23 protein-coding genes are annotated in these 23,221 nt (G+C 47.2%); 5 read left to right on the forward strand and 18 right to left on the reverse strand.

Annotated elements, in window-relative coordinates; all coding sequences use genetic code 11:
- Nucleotides 1–151: 151 nt before the first annotated feature.
- From ACERC5_RS04750 to ACERC5_RS04825, 16 genes are all read right to left on the reverse strand, one after another.
- Complete coding sequence (locus tag ACERC5_RS04750; RefSeq protein ID WP_373658884.1) at nucleotides 152–700, reverse strand: Asp23/Gls24 family envelope stress response protein; 549 nt, start codon at nucleotides 698–700, stop codon at nucleotides 152–154.
- Between the two features lie 21 nt (nucleotides 701–721).
- Complete coding sequence (locus ACERC5_RS04755; RefSeq protein ID WP_018367743.1) at nucleotides 722–913, reverse strand: CsbD family protein; 192 nt, start codon at nucleotides 911–913, stop codon at nucleotides 722–724.
- 23 nt (nucleotides 914–936) lie between these two features.
- Entirely contained in the window at nucleotides 937–1,461 is a 525-nt protein-coding gene (locus tag ACERC5_RS04760) for an Asp23/Gls24 family envelope stress response protein (RefSeq protein ID WP_373660296.1), read from the reverse strand.
- 14 nt (nucleotides 1,462–1,475) lie between these two features.
- A complete protein-coding gene (locus ACERC5_RS04765) occupies nucleotides 1,476–1,676 on the reverse strand; it encodes a DUF2273 domain-containing protein (RefSeq protein WP_373658882.1) in 201 nt (66 codons plus the stop codon).
- Between the two features lie 9 nt (nucleotides 1,677–1,685).
- Entirely contained in the window at nucleotides 1,686–2,258 is a 573-nt protein-coding gene (gene amaP / locus ACERC5_RS04770; RefSeq protein ID WP_373660297.1) for an alkaline shock response membrane anchor protein AmaP, read from the reverse strand.
- 350 nt (nucleotides 2,259–2,608) lie between these two features.
- Nucleotides 2,609–3,235, reverse strand: coding sequence for a GntR family transcriptional regulator (locus ACERC5_RS04775; protein WP_373660298.1), 627 nt, complete (start codon nucleotides 3,233–3,235; stop codon nucleotides 2,609–2,611).
- A 166-nt stretch (nucleotides 3,236–3,401) separates the two neighbouring features.
- Nucleotides 3,402–3,635 (reverse strand): GlsB/YeaQ/YmgE family stress response membrane protein, encoded by a 234-nt coding sequence (locus ACERC5_RS04780; RefSeq protein WP_373658878.1) that lies wholly within the window; start codon nucleotides 3,633–3,635, stop codon nucleotides 3,402–3,404.
- 12 nt (nucleotides 3,636–3,647) lie between these two features.
- Complete coding sequence (aguB, locus tag ACERC5_RS04785) at nucleotides 3,648–4,523, reverse strand: N-carbamoylputrescine amidase (RefSeq protein ID WP_373660299.1); 876 nt, start codon at nucleotides 4,521–4,523, stop codon at nucleotides 3,648–3,650.
- An 18-nt stretch (nucleotides 4,524–4,541) separates the two neighbouring features.
- A complete protein-coding gene (locus ACERC5_RS04790; RefSeq protein ID WP_373660300.1) occupies nucleotides 4,542–4,907 on the reverse strand; it encodes a GNAT family N-acetyltransferase in 366 nt (121 codons plus the stop codon).
- Entirely contained in the window at nucleotides 4,900–6,000 is a 1,101-nt protein-coding gene (gene aguA, locus ACERC5_RS04795; protein WP_373660301.1) for an agmatine deiminase, read from the reverse strand. Before aguA ends, ACERC5_RS04790 begins: the two co-directional genes overlap by 8 nt.
- A 14-nt stretch (nucleotides 6,001–6,014) precedes the next feature.
- A complete protein-coding gene (locus ACERC5_RS04800; protein ID WP_373658873.1) occupies nucleotides 6,015–6,227 on the reverse strand; it encodes a DUF6572 domain-containing protein in 213 nt (70 codons plus the stop codon).
- Between the two features lie 40 nt (nucleotides 6,228–6,267).
- Entirely contained in the window at nucleotides 6,268–7,395 is a 1,128-nt protein-coding gene (nspC, locus tag ACERC5_RS04805) for a carboxynorspermidine decarboxylase (protein ID WP_373660302.1), read from the reverse strand.
- Nucleotides 7,395–8,654, reverse strand: a complete 1,260-nt coding sequence (locus tag ACERC5_RS04810; protein ID WP_373658872.1) for a saccharopine dehydrogenase family protein — start codon at nucleotides 8,652–8,654, stop codon at nucleotides 7,395–7,397. The genes nspC and ACERC5_RS04810 overlap by 1 nt, the downstream gene beginning before the upstream one ends.
- Nucleotides 8,651–9,511: a polyamine aminopropyltransferase gene (gene speE / locus ACERC5_RS04815; RefSeq protein WP_373658871.1), complete on the reverse strand. Its 861-nt coding sequence runs from the start codon at nucleotides 9,509–9,511 to the stop codon at nucleotides 8,651–8,653. The genes ACERC5_RS04810 and speE overlap by 4 nt, the downstream gene beginning before the upstream one ends.
- Before the next feature lie 213 nt (nucleotides 9,512–9,724).
- A complete protein-coding gene (locus tag ACERC5_RS04820) occupies nucleotides 9,725–10,144 on the reverse strand; it encodes a T6SS immunity protein Tdi1 domain-containing protein (RefSeq protein ID WP_373658870.1) in 420 nt (139 codons plus the stop codon).
- 122 nt (nucleotides 10,145–10,266) lie between these two features.
- Nucleotides 10,267–11,721: an aminotransferase class I/II-fold pyridoxal phosphate-dependent enzyme gene (locus ACERC5_RS04825; RefSeq protein WP_373660303.1), complete on the reverse strand. Its 1,455-nt coding sequence runs from the start codon at nucleotides 11,719–11,721 to the stop codon at nucleotides 10,267–10,269.
- 664 nt (nucleotides 11,722–12,385) lie between these two features.
- On the opposite strand from ACERC5_RS04825, the gene rnhC reads away from it, so the two are divergent.
- From rnhC to ACERC5_RS04840, 3 genes are all read left to right on the forward strand, one after another.
- On the forward strand, nucleotides 12,386–13,333 hold the full coding sequence (gene rnhC, locus ACERC5_RS04830) for a ribonuclease HIII (protein WP_373658868.1): 948 nt from the start codon (nucleotides 12,386–12,388) through the stop codon (nucleotides 13,331–13,333).
- A 7-nt stretch (nucleotides 13,334–13,340) separates the two neighbouring features.
- On the forward strand, nucleotides 13,341–13,934 hold the full coding sequence (gene lepB / locus ACERC5_RS04835; protein WP_373658867.1) for a signal peptidase I: 594 nt from the start codon (nucleotides 13,341–13,343) through the stop codon (nucleotides 13,932–13,934).
- Nucleotides 13,935–14,017: 83 nt separating this feature from the next.
- Complete coding sequence (locus ACERC5_RS04840) at nucleotides 14,018–16,495, forward strand: ATP-dependent RecD-like DNA helicase (RefSeq protein WP_373660304.1); 2,478 nt, start codon at nucleotides 14,018–14,020, stop codon at nucleotides 16,493–16,495.
- Nucleotides 16,496–16,832: 337 nt separating this feature from the next.
- Here ACERC5_RS04840 and dinB read toward each other — a convergent pair whose 3' ends face one another.
- On the reverse strand, nucleotides 16,833–17,936 hold the full coding sequence (gene dinB / locus ACERC5_RS04845; RefSeq protein ID WP_373660305.1) for a DNA polymerase IV: 1,104 nt from the start codon (nucleotides 17,934–17,936) through the stop codon (nucleotides 16,833–16,835).
- A 207-nt stretch (nucleotides 17,937–18,143) separates the two neighbouring features.
- Between dinB and pflB the strand changes: the two genes are divergently transcribed.
- Both pflB and ACERC5_RS04855 read left to right on the forward strand, forming a co-directional pair.
- Nucleotides 18,144–20,474: a formate C-acetyltransferase gene (gene pflB / locus ACERC5_RS04850; protein WP_373658864.1), complete on the forward strand. Its 2,331-nt coding sequence runs from the start codon at nucleotides 18,144–18,146 to the stop codon at nucleotides 20,472–20,474.
- A gap of 175 nt (nucleotides 20,475–20,649) precedes the next feature.
- Complete coding sequence (locus tag ACERC5_RS04855) at nucleotides 20,650–21,015, forward strand: hypothetical protein (RefSeq protein WP_373660307.1); 366 nt, start codon at nucleotides 20,650–20,652, stop codon at nucleotides 21,013–21,015.
- A 468-nt stretch (nucleotides 21,016–21,483) separates the two neighbouring features.
- Here ACERC5_RS04855 and ACERC5_RS04860 read toward each other — a convergent pair whose 3' ends face one another.
- Entirely contained in the window at nucleotides 21,484–22,656 is a 1,173-nt protein-coding gene (locus ACERC5_RS04860) for a tyrosine-type recombinase/integrase (protein ID WP_373658862.1), read from the reverse strand.
- Between the last annotated feature and the right edge of the window lie 565 nt (nucleotides 22,657–23,221).

Consider the following 23,221-nt stretch of genomic DNA (forward strand, 5'->3'; position numbering starts at 1 on the left):
TCAACAATTTGTTGCTTAAAGTCATCACTAAATTGACGACGGATTTTTCTAGACATAGAGTTCTCCTGTTTTCTTTAGTGTAGAACACTTTATAAATTCTGTCTAGTTTAGTGTAACCGATTCATCTTTTCTCTTTCTTAACTCTTAAACATTAGTTTACACGAGCTTCTGTCGCGTCACTGATTGTTTCTTTGGCGGTATCAATACCATTTGAGAAGGCCACACGAGCTTTCTCTGCTTGTTCAGATGCAAAGTCACTTGCTGACTGTGCCGCATATTCAACCCTGTCTTGTGCGGTGATTGAATCGGCAACATGTTCAGCACGTGTCTTAACATCAACAACGTTAACATTAAGCTCAACCAAGACTAACTTGGTCATCCGTTCCACTTCACGGCTAACAACTTCCTTGATTTGTTCCGCGATGGCAGGAATATCTTTTTGGTATTCAACAATAATGTCAAGGTCAACCGCAACTTCTTTTGTACCAACTTCAACATTGACACCATCAGTGACCTTTTCAGCGTTGAAGGTCTTGTTTTTTAAGTCAGTGAAGAAGCCTCCACTAACAGCCAACAAGCCATCAACGGTTTCTAAAGCATGACCAACAATCTTCTCAATCACCTTGTTTTCATAGGTCAAACTTGTTTTAATTGGTTTTACTACAGTAGTTTCTGCTGGTTTATTTGCTTGATTTGTCATCTATTTCTCCTTTGTTTGCCTTTATTTTAGGAGGCTATCAATAGCCCCTTTAACAGTTGCTTTGGCATCTTCAATGCCTTCCTTGATTTTTCCACCAAGTTTTTCAGCCGTTCCTTCAGCCTCTAACTGTTTGTCTCCTGTGACTTTACCAGCAGCCTCTTTAATACCGCCTGCAACTTGGTCTAGTTTTGCGTCAAATTTTTCTTGTGTCATGATGATAAACCTCTCTATTTTTATTAAACCACACGTGGTTCTGTGTTCTCTTTAATTGTAGTTACTGTGCCAGATACAGCTGACTTGACATGAACAGCTTGCTTGCTCGCAAATTCTCCGGTCGTACTTGCGGCGTTTTCTAGACGATCCTGAACAGTAATGGAATCAGCTTCGTGCTGGGCTCTTGTCTTAATGTCAACAACGGTTACATTGACTTCAACCACTTCAAGGTCTGTCATTTTGCCAACTTCTTCGACAATAACGCGCTTGATGTTTTCAAAAATTGTCCCAACGTGTTTTTGGTATTCAACAATCACCTTCAAATCAACAGCGACTTGCTTGGTACCAACCTCAACATTGATGCCGTCTGTGACATTGTCAGTTGAAACAACCTTGTTTTTCAAATTGGCAAAGAAGCCACCGTCAATGGCTAAGAGACCATCAATATGTTCCAAGGCATAACCAACGATTTTTTCGATAACTTTATTTTCATAAGTTAACTCACCAGCTAAAGCAACTGGGGTTACAGGGGTTACGGTAGTTGTCATCCGTCCATCTCCTTTTATAATTTATTTCTTAATTTGATAAGGTATTTCTCTAAAATACCAGTGTCCTTAAACTGGTGACCGATAATCGCACCTAGTGCTACAATCATCACCAACAAGAGGGTTTTGAAAAATCCGAAGCTGAGGATAATCAGCATCAGCAGGAGCGCGATGATAGCTCCAGTGATAGCATATTTGTACTCACGAATAAAATCCATAAAACCTCCTTAAATCACACGACTCTGCTTGCTTGATCCTGTTTTATCAACTTGTTTGACAACAACAGTTAGGTCAATCGGCTGTTCCACACCGACAAAATCACGCAAGGTTCGTTCAATAGCTGATTTTAAGCGATTAGTGCGGTTGACGACGTCATATTTGGGAACGACATCACCTGTAACCTTAACCTTAAAACGACGTTTGTAAAGCTTGGTCTTAACCACAAAGTCTTTCATCAAGCCATGCTCCTGCACAACAGATTTGACCAGACCGTCGATGGCTGACCTGCTCAGCACTAATTGACCATCTTTTTTAGCGAATGGTAACTCTGTTTGCAAACGCGGGAAGATAATAATCACTAAAATACCGATTAAAATCACGATAATGAGGGATAAAGCAACCCAAAACGTATAGGTCGCAATGAGTTGTCTAAAAGGGAATTGAATGCCCGACAAGTCTCTCAAAGCTAGCAGCTGTGGTGGCACATTTGCATCGAGGGCACTCGTTACCAACAGTGGCAACAAGAGCGTCAACAACACAATACCAAGTACAACGCTTATCAGTTTGGTAAGTTTTGACATCTTTCCTCCTATTTTTTGTGTAACGACTGCTATATAAGGGATAGGCAGAACGTTTGATAGATGGCTAGAACGCGAGGTAATGAACACACCCCAAGGAATTCCCCGTTTTCTTAGAAACATCTTAATTAAGGTCTTTTTTGCTTGTCCGTTCATTTTGACAAAGCAAAGTGACCACACAAAGTTGTATACCTCTATACATCTTTATATTGTCAGTTTACCATAAATGAAACTAAATTGCAAGCGTTTTTTATCGCTTTTTCACAAAAAAATTTCCCTTGCTTGAAAACAAGAGAAAATAGACGTGTTATTCACTGTAAATTTTTCAACACTTAACAAGCACTTTCCCCTGTCTAATCTTGGTTGAAAAAGGTATCAACTCTAGCTAAAACCTGGTCATCACCAACCACATAGAGAATATCCTCAGCCTGAATCGTTTCATAAGGCCCAGGCGATAAGATGAGGTTCTCCTCATGCTGAATCGCAATAATGGTCGCTCCTGTCTGATGCCAAAGATTAAGATCTGCCAGACTTTGCCCAAGCTTACTCGTTCCTGTAACTGTTAGTTCATAAGGACGAAACGGGTAGTGTTTTTTTGCCAAAGAAGTCTGATTCATAAAGGCATGAATCATCTGTTTCATACTATCCATGGCCTTTTTCTGGTAATTGATGGTCGCAATAATGTCCTTGGACAGGGTCTTAATATTATTTTCAGAATCAAACTGAGTGATGAACTCTTCTGCCTTTTCCTGAGAAATAACCGTTGACCCACTGCCCTGACGGACCTCCAAAATGCCGAGGTCGACTAAAACATTGATGGCTTTTCTAGCCGTTTCAGGAGAGACGCCAAAGTTGCTCGCAATGGTCGAACGTGACTTGAGTTTATCACCGACTTGATACTTGCCATCGGCGATGCGCCCTGCGATTTCAAGGGCAACCTTTTGGTATTTTGAGGTCACAATGTTTTCAACTTTAGGCATAACTCCACGTCCTCCTCTTTATCTTTATAACCATTATAGCATACTTTCGATAAAAATGGTATCGCTTTACTTTACAAGGTTATTCTTTCTAACATAGCAGAGCTGCCTCTCAGCTATCTGACTAGACCCAAAGTGACCACTTCCTATCTAATCACTAGGCAAATTTTTAATCGCGACCAAGAAAATGCGCCACAACAATAGTGACTAAAGCCGCTCCGATAATAGAAGGCACCAGTGCCATTCCAGCCAAAGATGGCCCCCAGTCACCCAGCAAAGCATGACCAACATAAGACCCTGCGATACCAGCTAAGATATTAGCAAGACAACCCTGTCCTCCTTTTTTCGTCAAAGCGCCACCAATAAAGCCAATCAAAGCCCCAACAATCAGTTTCCAAATCATATCTTATTTCTCCTATTCTGCAATGCGTGTGTACATGTGTGGTCTGCGGTCACGGAAAAGCCCCCAGTCCAGACGCTCACGGCGCCCCTTGTCCAAGTCATAGGTCGCTAAGAGAACCATCTCGCTAGTCTTATCGGCTTCTTGGAGCAGGTCGCCTGTCTCATCAGTCAAAAAGGAAGTGCCGTAGAAATTAAGCTGGGAACTCTGTCCGCCGTTGGCCTCCTGAGGGAGGACTTCCTCCAGACCGACGCGGTTGGCAGCGATGACTGGCAGGATATTGGCTGCAGCGTGTCCCTGCATGGCGCGCTTCCAGTGCCCTGTGCTATCTGTTCCTAAAATAGGTTCAGAGCCAATAGCCGTCGGGTAAAAGAGGAGCTCCGCCCCATTCAAGGCCAAGCAACGAGCCGTTTCTGGGAACCACTGATCCCAACAAATGCCGATGCCAATCTTGGCGTATTTGGTCTCCCAGACCTTGAAGCCTGTGTTACCTGGCGTGAAGTAAAATTTCTCCTGGTAGTAGTGGTCATCTGGGATATGGGTCTTGCGGTAAACCCCCAGAACCTCTCCGTCTGCATCAATCACGGCGACAGAGTTGTAAAGGGAATTGCCATCTTTTTCATAGAAACTGATGGGCAAAACCACACCCAACTCACGAGCAATAGGCTTGAAATGCTGAATGGCATCGTTGTCCTCAACGGACTTGGCATAATCATAAAAATCATACTGACGCTCTTGACAGAAATACGGGCGCTCAAAGAGCTCTGGCAAGAGGATAATCTGGGCGCCTTGGCTGGCAGCCTGACGCACCAGACGCTCGGCAGTGGCTAGGTTAGCTGCTACCGCTTCTTGGCACTGCATCTGAATAGCAGCAACGGTTACGTTTCTCATGGGGGTCCTTCTCTCTAATCACGGTCGGCGAAAACCTGTGCCAACCGCTCTAAATCTATTATTGTCATAAAAGCTGTCTGCTTGGGAAATTAGTTCTAATCTCGTTGTTGGATAAGCTGCTTGCAACTCATCAAGTAAAAGACTGCCGTAACCCTTACCCCGATAAGTTTCAGACACGAGGCATTCACAAACAAAGGTTGTGACCAGCTGATCGGTCAAATAACGAACAAAACCAATCACGGTCTCATCGGCAAAAAGCACCAGATAGGCAGAATGAGTCATCAGTTGATTGACCTTATCCTTAAAGGTCAACCAGCCCTCTTGCTGGTACAACGCCGAAAGGGCTACTGCATCAGCAGGTTCTCCACGTCTCACCCTAATCATCGGCACCTCCACCAGCAGGAATCTGCTGGGTCAGGCAGTGGATGTTGCCACCACCGAGGAGCAGGCTTCTGGCAGGGATTGGTCGAATGGTTCGTGTGGGAAATAGCTGAGCTAACAAGTCGATAGCCAACTGGTCATGGGGGTCATCAAAAACGGGCAGAAAGATGGATTGGTTGCTGATGTAGAAGTTGACATAGCTGGCAGCCAACCGCTCCCCTGCCGTTCGCTCCTGCTCGCCCTCCTCGTAAACATAGCCTGCTAGGTCATCTTCTTTGACACAGACCGTTTCCTTGGGGATAAGGAGCTTGTGCACGGTGAATGGTCTGCTCTTGGCATCGGTCACGGTTTGAAGGTAGTCCCAGTTGGCTTTGGACAAAGCGTACTGAGGGTCAGTCTCATCATCTGTCCAGGCCAGCACCAGCTCTGCTGGTCCGACAAAGGCACAGATGTTGTCAACATGCTCGTTGGTCTCGTCTTGGTAAATGCCGTTAGGCAACCAGATGACCTTGTCCGCACCTAGATAAGTCAGAAGATGTTGTTCGATTTGCTCTTTTGTCAGGTGAGGGTTTCGTCCTGGGCTGAGTAAGCAGCTCTCCGTGACGAGAATCGTTCCCTCACCGTCGCTGTGAATCGCACCGCCTTCAAGGACGAAGGGCTTGGCGGAGTAGACAGGCAGACCCAAGGCGTCCGCAAAACGACTGGCAACCTTGTCGTCATCTGCATAATCCTGATAAAGCCCGTCAAACTCCCCACCCCAAGCGTTAAAGCTCCAGTCGACAGCCAGGCGCTCTGCTCGGCTATTGACCAAAACCGTCGGACCTGTGTCCCGCGCCCAAGCGTCGTTGGTCGGCAGATCCAAATAGGTCACGGCATCGCCCAAGGCAGCTCTGGCCTCAGACAGATGCTGGGCGTCCACAAGTAGGTAGACGGTCTCCTCGGTCGCCAGCTGGCGGATAATCTGGGTAAAGGTCGCCTTGGCAGCCTGACCATTGTAAGGCCAGGAGCCAGGGCGGATGGGCCAAATCATGAGCGTCCCTTGGTGGGTCTCATACTCGGCAGGCATACGATAGCCTAGGGTTTTAGGTGTGCTCATGGGGTCTCCCTTAGTTAAGAATATAATTGAATACTGAATTGGTAGTCAGGGAAGGCTTGCAGTTGTTGATTAACCCTGCCTAAAAAGTCCAGTCCTTCTTGTGGCACCGTTTCTTTGGCATAAACCAACAAGCTAATCGCCTGAATAGCATGATCAGGGTAAGTTTCTTTGAATTGACCTGATGCGATGAAAGACAGGGTTATCGTCAGCAATGCCCATACCGTCAATTTTGTCGTGTTCGTCGAGTGTCATGGTTGGCTCCTACTCCTAACCCAACCGCATCTTAAAGTCTTCATAGCCAAAGGCTTTGATCAGCTGGCAGTCACCGTCCTTGTCCATGGTGTAGAGGCTAGGCAGACCGATGCCGTTGAAGGTATTGTTCTTGACAAAGGAATAGATGGCCATATCCTCAAAGTAGAGGCGGTCGCCGATGGCGACAGGCGCATCAAAGGAGTAATCCCCAATGATGTCCCCTGTCAAGCAGGTGTTGGAAGACAAGCGGTAGGTGTGGGCCTTGACGTTGGGCTGGTCACCGCCACGCAGGGGTGGGCGATAAGGCATTTCCAACACGTCAGGCATATGGCAGGTGGCAGAGGCGTCCAGCACCAAGGTCTCGATGCCGTTTTCCACAATGTCCAACACCTCTGTCGCCAAATAGCCTGCCTGAAGCGCCACCGCTTCACCAGGCTCTAAATACACCTCGACACCATAGGTCTCCTGAATATGGCGAATGCAGGACTTGAGCAGGTCAAGATCGTAGTCTTCACGGGTGATGTGGTGACCACCGCCAAAGTTCACCCATTTGACCTGATGGAGATAAGCACCGAACTTAGCCTCCACCGCCTGCAAGGTCGTTGCCAGATCGTCCGAATTTTGCTCGCAAAGGGTGTGGAAATGTAGCCCATCCACCAACTCAATCAGGTCAGGGCTGAACTTGTCCAGCGTCACCCCAAAGCGAGAGCCAAAGGCACAGGGGTCGTAGAGGGCCTGCTCATCTTGGGTCGAACACTCTGGGTTAATCCGAAGCCCGATGGAAACCCCAGCCGCACGCGCCTTAGTGTAGTGCTTACGCAGCTGCCGCTCCGAGTTAAAGACGATATGGTCAGATACCGACAGCAGCTCATCAATCTCGCTGTCCTTAAAGGCAGGGGCAAAAACATGCGCCTCGCCCGCGAACTCCTCGCGCCCCAAGCGTGCCTCATAGAGCCCACTAGCCGTCGTCCCCGCCAGATACTGAGCCAGCAGGGGGTAGGTAGCATAGAGCGAGTAGGCCTTCTGCGCCAGCAGGATTTTACAGCCCGTCTCCTCTTGGATTTGGGACAATAGCAGAGCATTGGCTTTGAGTTTTTTCAGGTCAACAATATAGGCAGGGGTGGGAATTTGCTCAATTTTCATTAGTCAACCACTTTCGGATTTTCAACAACCACCCACGGCAGACCATACTGGTTGAGCAAGTCCATAAACGGATCTGGATCCAACTGTTCTAGGTTGAAGACCCCAGGCTGCTGCCAAGTCCCGTCCATGACCAATTTGGTTCCAATCATGGCAGGCACCCCAGTCGTGTAAGAAATGGCCTGAGAACCAACTTCCTTGTAGCACTCTTGGTGGTCACAGACATTGTAGATGTAGATGGTCTTCTCCACCCCGTCCTTGATGCCTGTAAAGATACAACCGATGTTGGTCTTCCCAACTGTCCGAGGACCAAGGCTGGCTGGGTCAGGCAAGAGAGCCTTGAGGAACTGGATAGGCACAATCTCCTGACCGTTAAAATTGATGGTGTCGGTGCGAAGCAGGCCAACATTTTCCAAACATTTCATGTGGGTCAGGTAAGACTGCCCAAAGGTCATAAAGAAGCGAATGCGTTTGACATTTGGGATAAAGCGCGCCAGTGACTCGATTTCCTCGTGGTGGAGCAGGTACATGTCCTTGAGCCCAACTTCTGGGAAGTCGTATTCGCGTTTGATGGACATGGCTTCCACTTCCACCCACTTGCCGTTTTCCCAGTAGGAGCCTGGAGCTGACACTTCACGCAGGTTGATTTCAGGGTTAAAGTTGGTAGCAAAGGGATAACCATGGTCACCGCCATTGCAGTCCAAGATGTCGATGTAATGAATTTCATCAAAATAGTGCTTGAGGGCGTAAGCGGTGAACACGCTGGTCACCCCAGGATCAAAGCCAGAACCAAGAAGTGCCGTCAAGCCAGCTTCCTTGAATTTGTCCTGATAAGCCCACTGCCACGAGTAGTCAAAGTAGGCTGTGAAGCCCTCTTCCTCGCAACGCTTTTCATAAATCGCCCGCCACTCAGGGTCTTCGGTGTTCTCCGCCTCGTAGTTAGCGGTGTCGATGTAGTGAACCCCCGTCGCCAAGCAGGCATCCATAATGGTCAAATCCTGATAAGGCAGGGCAACGTTGAGGACAGCCTTAGGCTGGTAACTCTCAATCAGGGCAATCACTTCGTCCACCTTGTCCGCATCCAGACTGGCGGTTTCAATTTTAACGTTGGTCTTACCTGCCAGTTTCTCCTTGAGGTCATCACACTTGGATTTGGTGCGACTGGCAATCATAATCTCGGTAAAGGTGTCCTCAGCTTGACAGATTTTACTGATGGCCACTTGGGCAACACCCCCACAACCAATAACTAACAAACGACTCATTTTTTATTCTCCTCTTCTTCTAAAATATCTTCCACATAGCGGGGCAACATAAAGGCACCCACGTGCAGATTAGCCGCATAATATTCGGTAAAAAGCTGGCGCGATTTCCAGCGCTCCTTGTCAAAATCATGGACAGGGTGATAGACCTTGGACGCAAAGCCAAAGAGCCAGTAACCCGCTGGACTGGTCGGGATATGGGCTTGATAAACCCGACTGATGGGGAAGGACTGAGTCGCCTTACGGTGCATGCTGCGGCAGGCCGATTCATCCTCGTCAAAAAATGGGCTCCCATGCTGGTAAATCATAATCCCGTCATCCTTGAGGGCGCGGAAGCTATTGCCATAAAACTCCTTGGTAAAGAGCCCTTCCGTGTGCCCAAAGGGATCGGTCGCGTCGTTGATGATGATGTCGTACTCATTCTCGCAGTTGCGTAAGAACCGTAGTCCATCCTGCAAGTAGACCGACACCCGTGGGTCATCCAGCCCCTTGGCATAGTCAGGAAAATACTCCCGACACACCTCAACCAACATCTCGTCAGGTTCAACCACATCAATGGCTTCAATATCAGGATAGAGGCTAAGTACCTGAGCCACACCACCATCACCCCCACCCAAAATCAAGATTTTCTTAGGATTGGGATGGACAGCCATGGGCACATGGGCCACCATTTCATTGTAAACAAAATCATCTGCATCCGAAAACAAAATCTTACCATTCAAGGTCAAAATCCGCCCGAAAGCAGGAGAATCCAACACCGCAATGTCCTGAAACTCGCTCTGACCAGCATAAAGCTGCTGACTCGTACGAATGGATAACTTCGCATCCGGCGTATGGATTTCAGAAAACCACATTTCCATATAAGATACAAAGGGACGGTTCGGCTCGCCGAAACTTTTCGTAGAAAAATAGGAAATCTGACGCTGATGCTTGGCATCAAGGAAAGATTTATCATTTTTCCTAGAAAAGTAGTCCCGTGTTCAGTTCCTTTCTAAAACTTTTTCTATTTGTAACAGCAAGTATCTTCGCTTGATATTTTTCAAGCTCAGACCTTAGCATCTGCCTACTCAGAGTTAGAACACGCCCCCCACAAGTTCAACAATGAGATGCAGGTGTTCTCTAATTTTCACCTTATCCAGATTATCGACATGTTTTTTGCCACCCAATCCTAATAAGGGGACAAAACCAAAACACTGGTCATAGCTCAGAGAACCAAATCGAGTAATCGCTTCTTCATACAGAGGAATTTCGAAATAATCTTCTAAAAGTTCTTCATCCTCTAAATCCTCTAAAAAGTAATACATATTTTCCGGAATAGATACAAAATCACCCTCTTTATATCGAATTAGTCTCAAATATTTATTTTCTTCTAGAATAATGATGTCTCCAAACGCAGTTATAAAAATTGGGAGTGACGACTCACCTCGACAATACGTTTCCTTGACAAATTCTTTATAGTCATCTGGGTTGATAATTTTGAGGTAATCATTCAAAAAAGTTCCTAATCTATGCCCTCTCCACATTTAAACGAGTTCTTCGGGTACTTGAGGACCATATTTTTCAATCACCTCTGTGGGCATATCTGATATTTTTCTAAAATCTTTGAGCATTTATTTCACCCTTCCCCAATCACATTAATCATCTCCACATCAGGGTCTTCGGTTCCCTGGAGCGAGCAACCGCGCTCCTTGGCAAACTGGATGTAGTCCACGATGTCCTGGGTCACCCGCTCACCTGGGGCAAGGAGGGGAATGCCTGGCGGGTAGCACATGACAAACTCACCACAGACCTGGCCGACAGCAGCCGCTAGTGGAAGACGCTTGCGCTTGGCGTAGAAGGCTTCTTGGGGAGATAGCACGAGCTGGGGCTGGATGTATTCCCCAGCGATCAGGTCGCTCCCATCCCGCGCATACAGCCGCTTGATGTCGGCTAACGCCCCTACCAGACGCTCGATGTCTTGCAGGCGATCACCAATGGAAATGTAAGCCAGAATATTGCCAATATCCCCAAACTCAATCTGAATGTCATACTCATCTCGGAGCAGGTCATAAACCTCAATCCCTGTCAGACCGATACCTTGTGTATAAACGGACAGCTTGGTCACGTCAAAATCATGAACAGTCACCCCATCAATCAACTCCTTGCCATAGGCATAGTAGCCACCGATAGCGTTAATCTCCCGTCTGGCATACTCCGCCATCTCAATCACACGCTCAAAGGAAGCCTGCCCACGCAAGGCGAGATTACGACGGGAAATATCCAAACTGGACAGGAGCAAGTAGGAAGCTGAGGTCGACTGGGTTAGGTTGATGATTTGGCGGACGTATTCCGCATTAACACCCTCACCGACCAAAAGGAGCGACGATTGGGTCAGGCTGCCGCCAGATTTGTGCATGGACACAGCCGCCATATCAGCCCCTGCTTCCATAGCAGACAAGGGCAGGTGATCTGTAAAGCCCAGATGAGCACCGTGAGCTTCATCAACCAAGACGGTCATGCCATGCGCATGCGCCAGCTCCGTCAAAGCTCTCAAATCTGAACAAATGCCGTAGTAGGTCGGGTTGTTGACGAGCACGGCAACCGCATCAGGATGCTCTGCTATGGCCGCCGCCAAGCGGTCGGTCTCCAAAGCTAAGGCAATGCCAATCTGAGGTTGGACGCTCATCTCTACATAGATGGGAATGGCGCCACAGAGCACCAGAGCGTTGATGGCAGACTTATGGACGTTGCGCGGCAAGATAATCTTGTCGCCAGCCTTGCAGGTGGCAAGAATCATGCTCTGCACCGATGAGGTCGTGCCGCCAATCATGAGAAAGGCATGCGCCGCACCAAAGGCCTCGGCAGCCAACTCCTCAGCCTCACGGATGATGGAAACAGGGTGACCCAGATTATCCAAGGGCTTCATGGAGTTGACATCAATGCCAACACACTTCTCCCCCAAGAGCTCCACCAGTTCTGGGTTACCGCGACCACGCTTGTGTCCTGGCACGTCAAAAGGAACGATACGCTTCTTGCGCAAATTGACCAGCCCCTGATAAATGGGGGCTTGGTTCTGATTTAATGGGGTCATGACAACTCCTTTCCAAGGTTAAGCGAATAGCGTGAAACAAAAAAAGAACAGGATACACTCATCCTGTCCATTGGGTTTATGACGTTGGTTTTTATCTTGAGTTTATGTGCCTAGTGTTTCCTACTCTCAATGCAAATATCACGTACTTTATTGACCGTTTCACAAGATGATTGTGGGCTTACCCCCACAGCTGCTTATAGTGACTGAAGCAAGGTCAGTCATCAACTTATAAAATCGAGCTTTAGAACGGATGGTCACATCGGCGAGTTTGTCAGATGAGCTGCTCATGTGATATCAATCTAGGTAAACTTTTGCAACCATACTGAGCGTATGGCAAAAAAGTTTAACGACGAGTGACACTCAAATGAGGAGCTCAAGCACTAGCTCGACAGTGAACAGACGTTCGACCTCAATCAATAATGTGGTCACATCGACCACGCTTCGGCTACTGCCCCGCCTGTCCGTCGGCTTATAAAGGGCATTATTTGCTAGAAAACATTTCTGCTAAACTTCTAGTCTTGATTAGTGTAACATGTTTCGAGTGAAAAAACAAGAATCTGTCACTAAAAAAATTATAAATCAGCAATTCCCGAACGCTAAAAAAAGTTTTAAAATCATCATTTTCAAGCCAGCAAGCTAGGCAACTTTATGATACAATAGAAACATGACACATCTGGTTTTTGAGCTTGCACCGACGGCTCTAATAACAGCACAGCACATCCTTACCCCCTACGCGGTGGCTCATCAAAACGCCCACGCCCTGACAGTTGCTAAACTCAAGGGCTGCACTCTAACCCTCTACGCCTCAGGAAAACTCCTTATTCAAGGTAGTCAGGCACAGGCAGTGGCAGCGGATTTGGGCTTTGTGGAAATGGCTGAGCAGGCCTCAAGCAAACACTCAGCCAGTAGCAGCTCAACCAGACCGACCGCTACTGGTCAACCCAGCAATCAGCTCAGTTTGATTGGGTCTGACGAGGTGGGGAACGGGTCTTACTTTGGCGGTCTAGCAGTTGTGGCTAGCCACGTCACTCCTAGTAATCATGCTTGGCTAAAGCAACTGGGTGTTGGGGACTCAAAGACCCTGACCGACCAAAAAATCAGGCAAATCGCTCCCTTGTTGGAAGAAAAAATCCCCCACAAAGCTCTGCTATTGACCCCGAAAAAATACAACCAAGTGGTCGGTGAAGGGCTCAGGCATAACGCCGTCTCCGTCAAGGTCGCCCTCCACAATCAGGTAATTTTCCTGCTCTTGCAGGAAGTGAGTGAGCCAGAAGCTATCGTCATTGATGCTTTTACCAGCGAGAACAACTACCGCAAGTACCTGCAGCAGGAGGTTAACCAGTTCCACCAGCCCATCAGCCTCATTCAAAAAGCAGAAAGTCAATATCTGGCTGTGGCAGTGAGTTCAATCATCGCCCGCAAACTGTTTCTGGATAATCTGGACAGCTTGAGTCAACAAATTGGCTTAACGTTGCCCAGTGGCGCAGGCACAGCTTCCGACAAGATTGCCAGCCAGATTTTAGCTCGGTTTGGTCAGGAAGGCTTGACACAAGTAGCCAAATGGCATTTCAAAAATACACAAAAAGCATACGATTTGTTAAAGAAAAGGTGAACTATCAATGAAAAACTTTATAAAAGAATGGGGAAGCTTTATCCTCACCATGACCCTGATGCTCTTGGCTTGGCTCTTTATTTTTGTCAATGTCCAAGTTGATGGGCATTCCATGGATCCAACCCTTGCCCACGGTGATCGCCTTTTCGTCCTAAAGGTCACACCGATTGATCGCTTTGATATTGTTGTTGCTCAAGAAGAAGCAAATGGCGAAACCAAGCGAATCGTCAAACGCGTTGTTGGCATGCCTGGAGACACTATTAGCTACCATAACGACGTCTTAACCATCAACGGGATTGAGACGAACGAGCCCTATCTGGCTGAATTCATGGCAAAATTCCAAGGAGACAAGCTACAGAGTACCTATGCCTACAGCAAACTCTTTCAAGAGTTAGCCCTCGCATCACCGAGTTTCACTGCTGATGCTACAGGCAATGCCGATTTTACGGTAACTGTACCTGAAGGCGAGTATTTCCTTATCGGTGACGATCGGATCGTTTCAAAAGACAGTCGCCATGTCGGCACTTTTAAGCGGGAGAATATCATCGGTGAAGTGATGTTCCGATTCTGGCCATTTAACAGTTTAGGGACAATTGATTAGAGTAAGTAGAATGTCAGATGATGAGCCCCATCATCTGATTTTCTTTTGTGCTATAATAGAAAAAAAGCAAAACAAGGACAAGTATGGAAACTTATTTTTCAGGTACTATTGAACGGGTGATTTTTGAAAATGCCAGTAATTTTTTCAAGATTATTCTACTGACTATTGAGGAGACCGATAGCTATTTTGATGATGTCGAGATTATCGTGACCGGCACTATCGCTGAAGTTGTAGAGGGAGAGCAGTATACTTTCTGGGGTAATCTCACCCAGCACCCCCGTTACGGAGAACAGTTGGCGGTGACCCGCTACGAGCGCGCCAAACCATCGGCATCTGGACTAGTCAAGTACTTCTCCTCTGACCAATTCAAGGGTATCGGTAAGAAAATTGCCGAAAAAATCGTAGCCACTTACGGTGATGAAGACACCATCGACCGGATTTTAGAGGCCCCCGAGCACCTAACGACCATCACAGGTCTGTCCAAGGTCAAACGCGAAGGATTTCTAGCCACCCTGAAAGTCAATTATGGAACAGAGCAGATCCTTTCCAAACTGGCTGAATATGGTCTCTCCATCCGCTTTGCCCTTCAAATTATCGACAAATACAAGGACAAGAGCCTGAGCCTCGTTCAGGAAAATCCCTATCAACTGGTCGAGGACATTCAGGGCATCGGTTTTAAGACAGCTGACCAGCTGGCAGAACAGCTGGGGATTGATAGCCAGTCGCCGCAACGGTTTCGGGCAGCACTCTTTCACAGCCTCTTGGAGGGCTGTCTGGAGACAGGGGACACCTACATGGAGGACAAGCAGTTACTGGAGCGCGCCCTCTACCTACTCGAAGACGCGCGTCAGGTGGAAATTGACCCTGCTCAAGTCGCCCAAGAGTTATCGGACCTCATCATTGAGGACAAGGTTCAGCAAATTGAGACTAAGATTTTTGACAACAGCCTCTACTTTGCGGAACAGGGCATCCACCGCCATCTGACACGACTCTTGGACAATCATCTCGGTGAGCCGATTGCCGATGAGGAGCTAGATGATACTATCGTTAGGGTTCAAGACGAGCTAGGTATCAGCTACGATCAGACGCAAAAAGACGCCATCGCCCAAGCCCTCAACAGCAAGGTCTTTATCCTAACCGGTGGCCCTGGAACAGGTAAGACGACCGTCATCAACGGCATCTTATCCGCCTATGGCAAACTTCACGGGCTAAATATGGAGACCCGAGATCTGCCGATTGTGCTGGCAGCACCGACTGGCCGAGCCGCTAGACGGATGACCGAGTTAACAGGGTTGCCAGCTGCGACCATTCATCGGCATCTGGGTTTGACCACTGAAGGGGACTACCAGACCTTAGATGATTATTTGGACGCTGACTTGGTCATCGTGGATGAGTTTTCGATGGTGGATACTTGGTTAGCCAACCAACTCTTTGCAGCCATCTCTTCCAATACCCAGCTGATTATCGTGGGCGACAGTGACCAGCTGCCATCGGTCGGTCCTGGTCAGGTACTGGCTGACCTCCTCAAGGTCGATAACCTCTCCCAAGTCGCTCTGACCAAAATCTTCCGCCAGTCTGATGACTCAACCATCGTCACCCTAGCCAGTCAGATGAAGGCTGGCAGCTTGCCTGCAGACTTTACACAGAAAAAGGCTGACCGTTCCTACTTTGAAGCCCAAGCCCAGTTTATCCCAGATATGGTGACCAAGATTGTCAGCTCTGCCATGAGGAGCGGCATCGCTCCCCAAGACATCCAAGTACTAGCTCCCATGTATCGAGGACCAGCTGGTATCACCGTGCTCAATCAACTACTTCAGAACCTGATCAATCCTAAAGATGACCAGCTGGAGTTTGCCTTTAACGAGACCCTCTTTCGGGAGGGCGACAAGGTCTTGCACCTGGTCAATGACCCTGAAAGCAATGTGTTCAATGGCGACATCGGTGTTATCTCTCAGCTGGAGTTGGACAAATACACCGATAGCAAGCAGGACGAGCTGACCATAGCCTTTGAGGGCAACGAGGTCACCTACCCCCGCAAGGACTGGGGCAAAATCACCCTGGCCTACGCCATGAGCATCCACAGGTCTCAGGGCAGTGAATTTCCTGTTGTGATCCTGCCGATTACCCGAGGAGCCAGCCGCATGCTCCAGCGCAACCTGCTCTACACGGCCATCACACGCGCCAAGAGCAAGCTGGTCATGTTGGGTGAGGTGGCAGCCTTCAATCAGGCTGTGCGCACTCAAGGGAGCCTGCGAGCCACCTACTTGGTTGAGCGCTTTTTAGGGGAAAATAGCCGAGCAGAACAAGCAGAGACAGACAAGACCACCGACAAGCTGACCGACACCCTAAACCAGACAACTGCTGGTACTGAAACGCTGCAATCAGTACCAAGCCCTGTGACAGACCCTCAGACCACTCATCCAGCGAAAAAAAGCACTACACTTGAAACAAGCCCACCCAGCACACTAGAAACCTATACCCTGAATCGGCAAAACCTCCTGACCATAGACCCTATGATTGGGGTGACGGAAGCAGATATTGAGCATTTCTTTGGAAAGTAACTAAAGAGGCGTTACCAACTATGAGCCATCAAAAGAGACCTGAACCAGTATGAAAAAAAGTGATTAAATCACCTCTGTCACAAGTCTTCACAGGCTGTCCTATCCAGAAAAGAACAAGGTGACCAAGCCTATGTCATCTCAGAAACCCGAGCAACATATCTCGCTCTGCGATTGCCCACGAAATCTACAACACTTATCTCTACAACCAACACGTTCCTTCATTCTATTATCATCGGTTAGCAGATTTCTGTTCTGTCGCATGCCCTTAAGAGCTTCACATTTCTAACCATACTAATCTTGTTCTATCACACCAAATCCCACGGCAAGCGCTGTGGGATTAGTCTTTATCGTCTAATAGTTCCAAAGCTTGGGTTCCTATTTCCAAGCCTGTTACAGTCACTCCCAGGAGCCTTATCCCTGAGGTATTTTCCGCCAATTCATCAAAAATGTCATAAGCGATTTTTTCAATCACCTCAAAATGAGCCGTCGCCTCATCTAGGGTGCGGCGTTTGGTTAACGTGGAAAAGTCTGCGTAACGCACCTTGAGGACGATGGTTCTGCCTTGTTTGCCATGTTTGGCTAGAGTAGCCGCCACACGCTTAGCATTTTTGCTGATTTCAACTTTGATATCCTCGTCAGCGTAAAGGAGCTTGGCATAGGTCCGCTCACTGCCGATGGACTTGCGAACACGGTCGGTTCTGACCGGACTGTTGGAAATGCCTCTGGCCTTGCGATAGAGGTCATAGCCAAACCGCCCAAACTGATCAATGAGAACCATCTCTGACAACCCTTGTAAATCCTTGCCTGTAAAGACTCCCATCTCATGCAGACGTTCAACCGTTTTCTTGCCAACCCCATGAAATTTTTCAATGGGCAAATCAGCTAGAAACCCTTCTGCCTCCTCAGGCAAAATCAAGGTCAAGCCAGCTGGCTTTTGAAAATCACTGGCTAATTTGGCCAGAAATTTATTGTAAGACACGCCAGCCGAGCAGGTGAGCTGCAACTCATGCCAAACGTCGTACTGAATCATCTTGGCAATCTTAACAGCCGATGCGATGCCCAGCTTATTAGCCGTCACATCCAGATAAGCCTCATCGATGCTCATGGGCTCAATCTTGTCCGTGTAACGGGCAAAAATCTCCCGCACCTGACGCCCAACCTCCTGATACTTGCTGTAATTACCAGAGATGAAGACCGCTTGAGGGCAACGGTCATAGGCTTCTTTACTGGACATAGCAGAGCGGACACCAAAGGTCCTAGCCTCGTAGGAGCAGGTCGAGACCACCCCACGTCCACCTGTTTCTCGAGGGTCAGCACCGATGATCACAGGCTTGCCACGCAGGCTAGGGTTGTCCCGCACTTCCACCGCCGCAAAAAAAGCATCCATATCAATGTGGATAATCTTGCGTGAGGTGTCATTGATGAGTGGAAAAATCAACATGGCTGCTCCTTTCTAGGCACGTTCGTTCTCTTTACTATTATACGATTTCTAGGATTTTCTGCAAATAAAACAATTTTATAGTACAGTTAGACTTCTGATTGGAACTGTATTATTAAAGAACTTCTTCACAATCCTTGTTTTCTCTTGCTGATAACGCTTGCGTTGTGATATAATAAACTTGTCAATATAACACAAAAGGAGACCGACATGGCAAAAGTAACAACAAACACTGATGTTTTTGAAAAAGCCTGGGAAGGCTTTAAGGGAACTGACTGGCGTGACAAAGCAAGCGTTACTCGTTTTGTTCAAGCTAACTACAACCCTTACGATGGTGACGAGAGCTTCCTTGCTCCTGTGACTGAGCGTTCTTTGAAAATCAAAAAAATCATCGAAGAAACCAAAGCACACTACGAAGATACTCGTTTCCCAATGGATATCGACCGTGCTACTTCCATCGCAGGTATTCCTGCAGGTTTCATCGATAAAGATAACGAGTTGATTTTCGGTATCCAAAACGATGAACTCTTCAAACTTAACTTCATGCCACGCGGTGGTATCCGCATGGCTGAAACCACTCTGATTGAGAATGGTTACACGCCTGACCCACTTCTTCATGAGATTTACACCAAGCATGCGACAACAGTAAACGACGGTATCTTCCGCGCTTACACTGCTGACATTCGTCGTGCCCGTCACAGCCACCACGTATCAGGTCTGCCAGATGCTTACTCTCGTGGTCGTATCATCGGTATGTATGCTCGTCTTGCCCTCTACGGTGCAGACTACCTCATGCAAGAAAAAGTTAACGACTGGAACGCCATCACAGAAATCGATGAAGAATCAACTCGTCTTCGTGAAGAAATTAACCTCCAGTACCAAGCCTTGCAAGACGTGGTGAAACTCGGTGACCTTTACGGTCTTGACGTGCGTCGCCCTGCTTTTGACACCAAAGAAGCTATCCAATGGGTCAACATCGCCTTCATGGCTGTCTGCCGTGTCATTAACGGTGCAGCAACTTCTCTCGGTCGTGTGCCAATCGTTCTTGACATTTATTCTGAGCGTGACTTGGCTCGCGGTACTTACACCGAAAGCGAAATTCAAGAATTCGTTGACGATTTCGTTCTTAAACTTCGTACGGTAAAATTTGCTCGTACCAAAGCCTTCGACGAAATCTACTCAGGTGACCCAACCTTCTTGACCACTTCTATGGCTGGTATGGGTAACGACGGTCGTCACCGTGTCACTAAGATGGATTACCGCTTCTTGCACACTCTCGACAACATCGGTAACTCACCAGAGCCAAACTTGACCGTTCTCTGGTCAGACCAGTTGCCATACGCCTTCCGTCGCTACTGTATGGCCATGAGCCACAAACACTCTTCTATCCAGTATGAGGGTGTGACCACCATGGCTAAAGACGGTTACGGTGAAATGAGCTGTATCTCTTGCTGTGTGTCACCACTTGACCCAGAAAGTGAAGAAAAACGCCACAACATCCAGTACTTCGGTGCCCGTGTAAACGTGTTGAAAGCTCTGCTCTCATCTTGGAACAACGGTTACGACGATGTGCATAAAGACTACAAGGTCTTTGATGTGGTTGAGCCAAACAACTCAGAAATCTTTGAGTACGATGAAGTTATCGCTAACTTTGAAAAAGCTCTTGACTGGTTGACAGACACTTACGTGGATGCCATGAACATCATCCACTACATGACTGACAAGTACAACTACGAAGCCGTGCAAATGGCCTTCTTGCCAACTCACCTGCGCGCTAACATGGGCTTCGGTATCTGTGGCTTTGCCAACACTGTTGATTCCCTGTCTGCTATCAAATATGCTGAAGTAAAACCAATCCGTGATGAAACTGGCTTCATCTATGACTACGAAGTGAACGGCGACTTCCCACGCTACGGTGAGGACGATGACCGTGTAGATGACATCGCAAAATGGTTGATGGAAGCCTTCTACACTCGCTTGGCTCGTCACAAACTCTACAAAAATGCTGAGGCAGCTGTGTCAATCTTGACCATCACCTCAAACGTGGCTTACTCTAAACAAACTGGTAACTCACCAGTTCACCGTGGTGTATTCCTCAACGAAGATGGCTCAGTGAACACATCTAAAGTAGAATTCTTCCCACCAGGTGCTAACCCAACATCTAAATCTCGTGGTGGCTGGTTGCAAAACCTCAACTCCCTCAAGAAACTTGACTTCTCACACGCTAACGATGGTATCTCACTAACTACTCAGGTATCTCCAAAAGCGCTTGGTAAGACCTTTGATGAGCAAGTTGGTAACCTGGTGACTATCCTTGACGCCTACTTTGAAGAGGGTGGTCAGCACGTTAACTTGAACGTTATGGACTTACAAGATGTCTACGACAGCATCATGCGTGGTGAAGACGTTATCGTTCGTATCTCAGGCTACTGTGTTAACACCAAGTACCTGACCAAAGAGCAAAAAACTGAGCTCACCCAACGTGTCTTCCACGAAGTCTTGTCAATGGATGACCATGCTAAAGAACTCTTAGGGTTGTAATCAACTAAAAAATCTCAGCTCAAGCTGGGATTTTTTGATGTTTTAGGAAAATGGCAGAGCAAAGACAAAATTTCCTCCTCCATTTACGAATATTCTATTAGGAGGACAAACAAATGAAAAAATACTACTACTCTTTATTAGTTTACTTGGGTTAGCTGGCTGGTTCAGCTCAGCTATGGCTCAAACCATTGACACCTCACCAAGCCATCAGCCCATCCAAGAGGTCAACCTAGACACTGTGAAGGCTAAGATACGAGCTAGAGAAACCTTTTACCTTTTTATCGGTCGTGATGATAACGTTGATGCTCAGTTGGCAATGGCTCAACTTCATGAAGCAGAGACTGCTTCTGCTCCCATCTTGTACCTTAACGTCAAAGGTGTCAATGCGCGATCCTACAAGGCTTTTTCCAAAAAGTACGCTATCCGATCTCATGCCTACATCGCTAAATTCAGCAATCGGAAACAAATTACTGTCTATCATAATGACTGGCGAGCTGACATCACCCAATTACTAGAATTTCTGACCGCCAATTTAAACTAATGGCTGTACACCTCAATGAGGCTGGGATAAAAGTCCTAGCCTCTTGATTTTTTGATTGTTACCAAATAAAATATCGTTTTTGAAAGGCATAGAATTGCCCTACATGTTCAGTAACGCCTTAATGCCAATCAAAACTCATAGGTCTCGCCTTAAGTCATGACTTGCACAGCAGGTTGACCAACAAATAGCTCAGTGGAGCGACACACATAACGATGACGAGCTTTCTTCTCGCAACCTGCCATATCAACCGACCTACAGCTATCTATCTGAGCTGTCTGGAAGTCAGACAATAACCAGAGGTTAATCACCTGTTAAATTAGGCGAGCATTAGTTTGTTATTAAACAAAACGTTTTCATAATTTACGAAGCTGTGGTATAAAACGCCTATCCCTGCATGTTTGGTCGAAAGCCTTTAATATCAGCGTTTCTAAGGGAGTGAGGGCTTAAAAAATAAAATTTAGGAACTTTTTAGGAACTTTTGAGAACCGATAGCGATTTTTCAAAGTACGTTACCGCCTCTTTTTCTTTGTCTGGTGAGAGGTGGCTATAGGTATCCATGGTAACAGCTATATTAGCATGCCCTAGACGGTTTGATAGGTCTTTATAGGGGATACCAGCGTTCAGCAAGAGACTAGCGTGCGTGTGGCGGAAAGCGTGGAAGGAGCGACCATGGATCCCCAGTTGTTCCAAGTCTTTTTTTAATCTTTCCCTTGCCCTGTTCACATCTGGATAAGGCACTAGGCAGGTACTAAAAACGACTTGAATACCTTGATTGCCCATTTCTTTTAATTTTTTGGCTTGTCTTGCCTTGTAGAGCCGTAACATGAGCGCTGTCTTGCGGTCTATGCTAATGGTACGGTTGCCCTGTCGGGTTTTAGTGGTGCTGACAGTTCCTTGCTCCTGCAAGTTTTTTGAAATGCTGACGGTTCCTACATCTAGGTCGATATCTGACCATTCGAGGGCTAGCGCCTCACCGATACGGCACCCTGTCGCTAGGAGAAACTTGTATAAGGTCGATTTATAAGTATTTTGATAAGTTGGAGGTAGCTTGTCTAGGTAGTCAAGCAGATTGCTGAGTTCCTTGTTGTCAAAATGCTTTTTCACATCTGGCGTTGGTTTGCGTTTGGGGACAATGATATCGTGGCAGGGATTGCTTGGCACGGCATCCAGAGCGACCCCAAAAGCTAGTATGGTCTTGTTCAGGCTGTGAAGTTCGTTATAGAGTTTATAGCCGCCTGATAGCTGTGTGTTGTAGGCTCTTGCCCAGTCGTTGACAACTTTCTGGATATAGGAGCGGTTTAGCTGACTGAGCTTGATTGCCCCAAAGGCTGGGAGTAGGTACCGCTTGATTTCCATATTGTAGCGTCTGATGGTATTTGGCTTAAAAGTGGGATAATTGGTTTCTTGCCAGAGGGTGACTAGTTCGGCATAGGTCGATACCTTGACAGCTTTCTGATGGGTTGTGGAACCTTTTGCGATGAAGTCTCTCTCTTTCTCCCTTGCTTTTTGCTGTAGCTCCCTTTTGGTACGTGCTGATACCGTGGTTTTGATTTTCCTGCCCGTTATCTGGTCAATGCCTAGATAAATGCTGGTACGGTAGACGGTCGATCCGTCTTTTTTAGTGTACGTTGTGATTTTCATTGTCTAACCTCTTTTCTAACTATCAGCAGGCAAGCCGTTATCAAAGGTTTTAGATTGAAGTCAGGGTGAAAATCTGGTATAATATATTCAGGTTAATATTTCACAAGGAGTCAGCGAGAGCTGGCTTTTTCTGTTATTAAAACAATGATTTAGCGGTTAGGCTTTTCTTTTTTCCTAGAATGCCCCTAGTATTGACGAGACCGTCCCTATTTTCGTTTATTTTGGGTCAGTCGGTAAATTTCATAGGGCAAGGGCTAAAATCGTGCTACGGGGCTGCTATGGGCTTGTAGAGGGTGGCGACTTGTGTTATAATGATGACGGCGTTGACCTATACCGCCTGGAAAGGAGGTAAGGGAGTATGGTTAAAGCCGTTTTGTCATTTGTCGCTCTTGCCATTCTATCTGCCTTGATTGATTATGTTATCAGTTATTGGTTGGATAAGTGGTTTAAGCGATAGCATCGAAGGCTAGCACCGTCTAGCATAAGAAAAACCCCTGACGTTAGGACCGTCGGGGGCTTTTTAGCGTTGCCGTATGGCAAGCCGTTTTGTCTTACCCCCTCATTA

Source organism: Streptococcus sp. E24BD (genome assembly GCF_041807825.1).
In the GTDB taxonomy this organism is placed as follows: Bacteria; Bacillota; Bacilli; order Lactobacillales; family Streptococcaceae; genus Streptococcus; species Streptococcus entericus.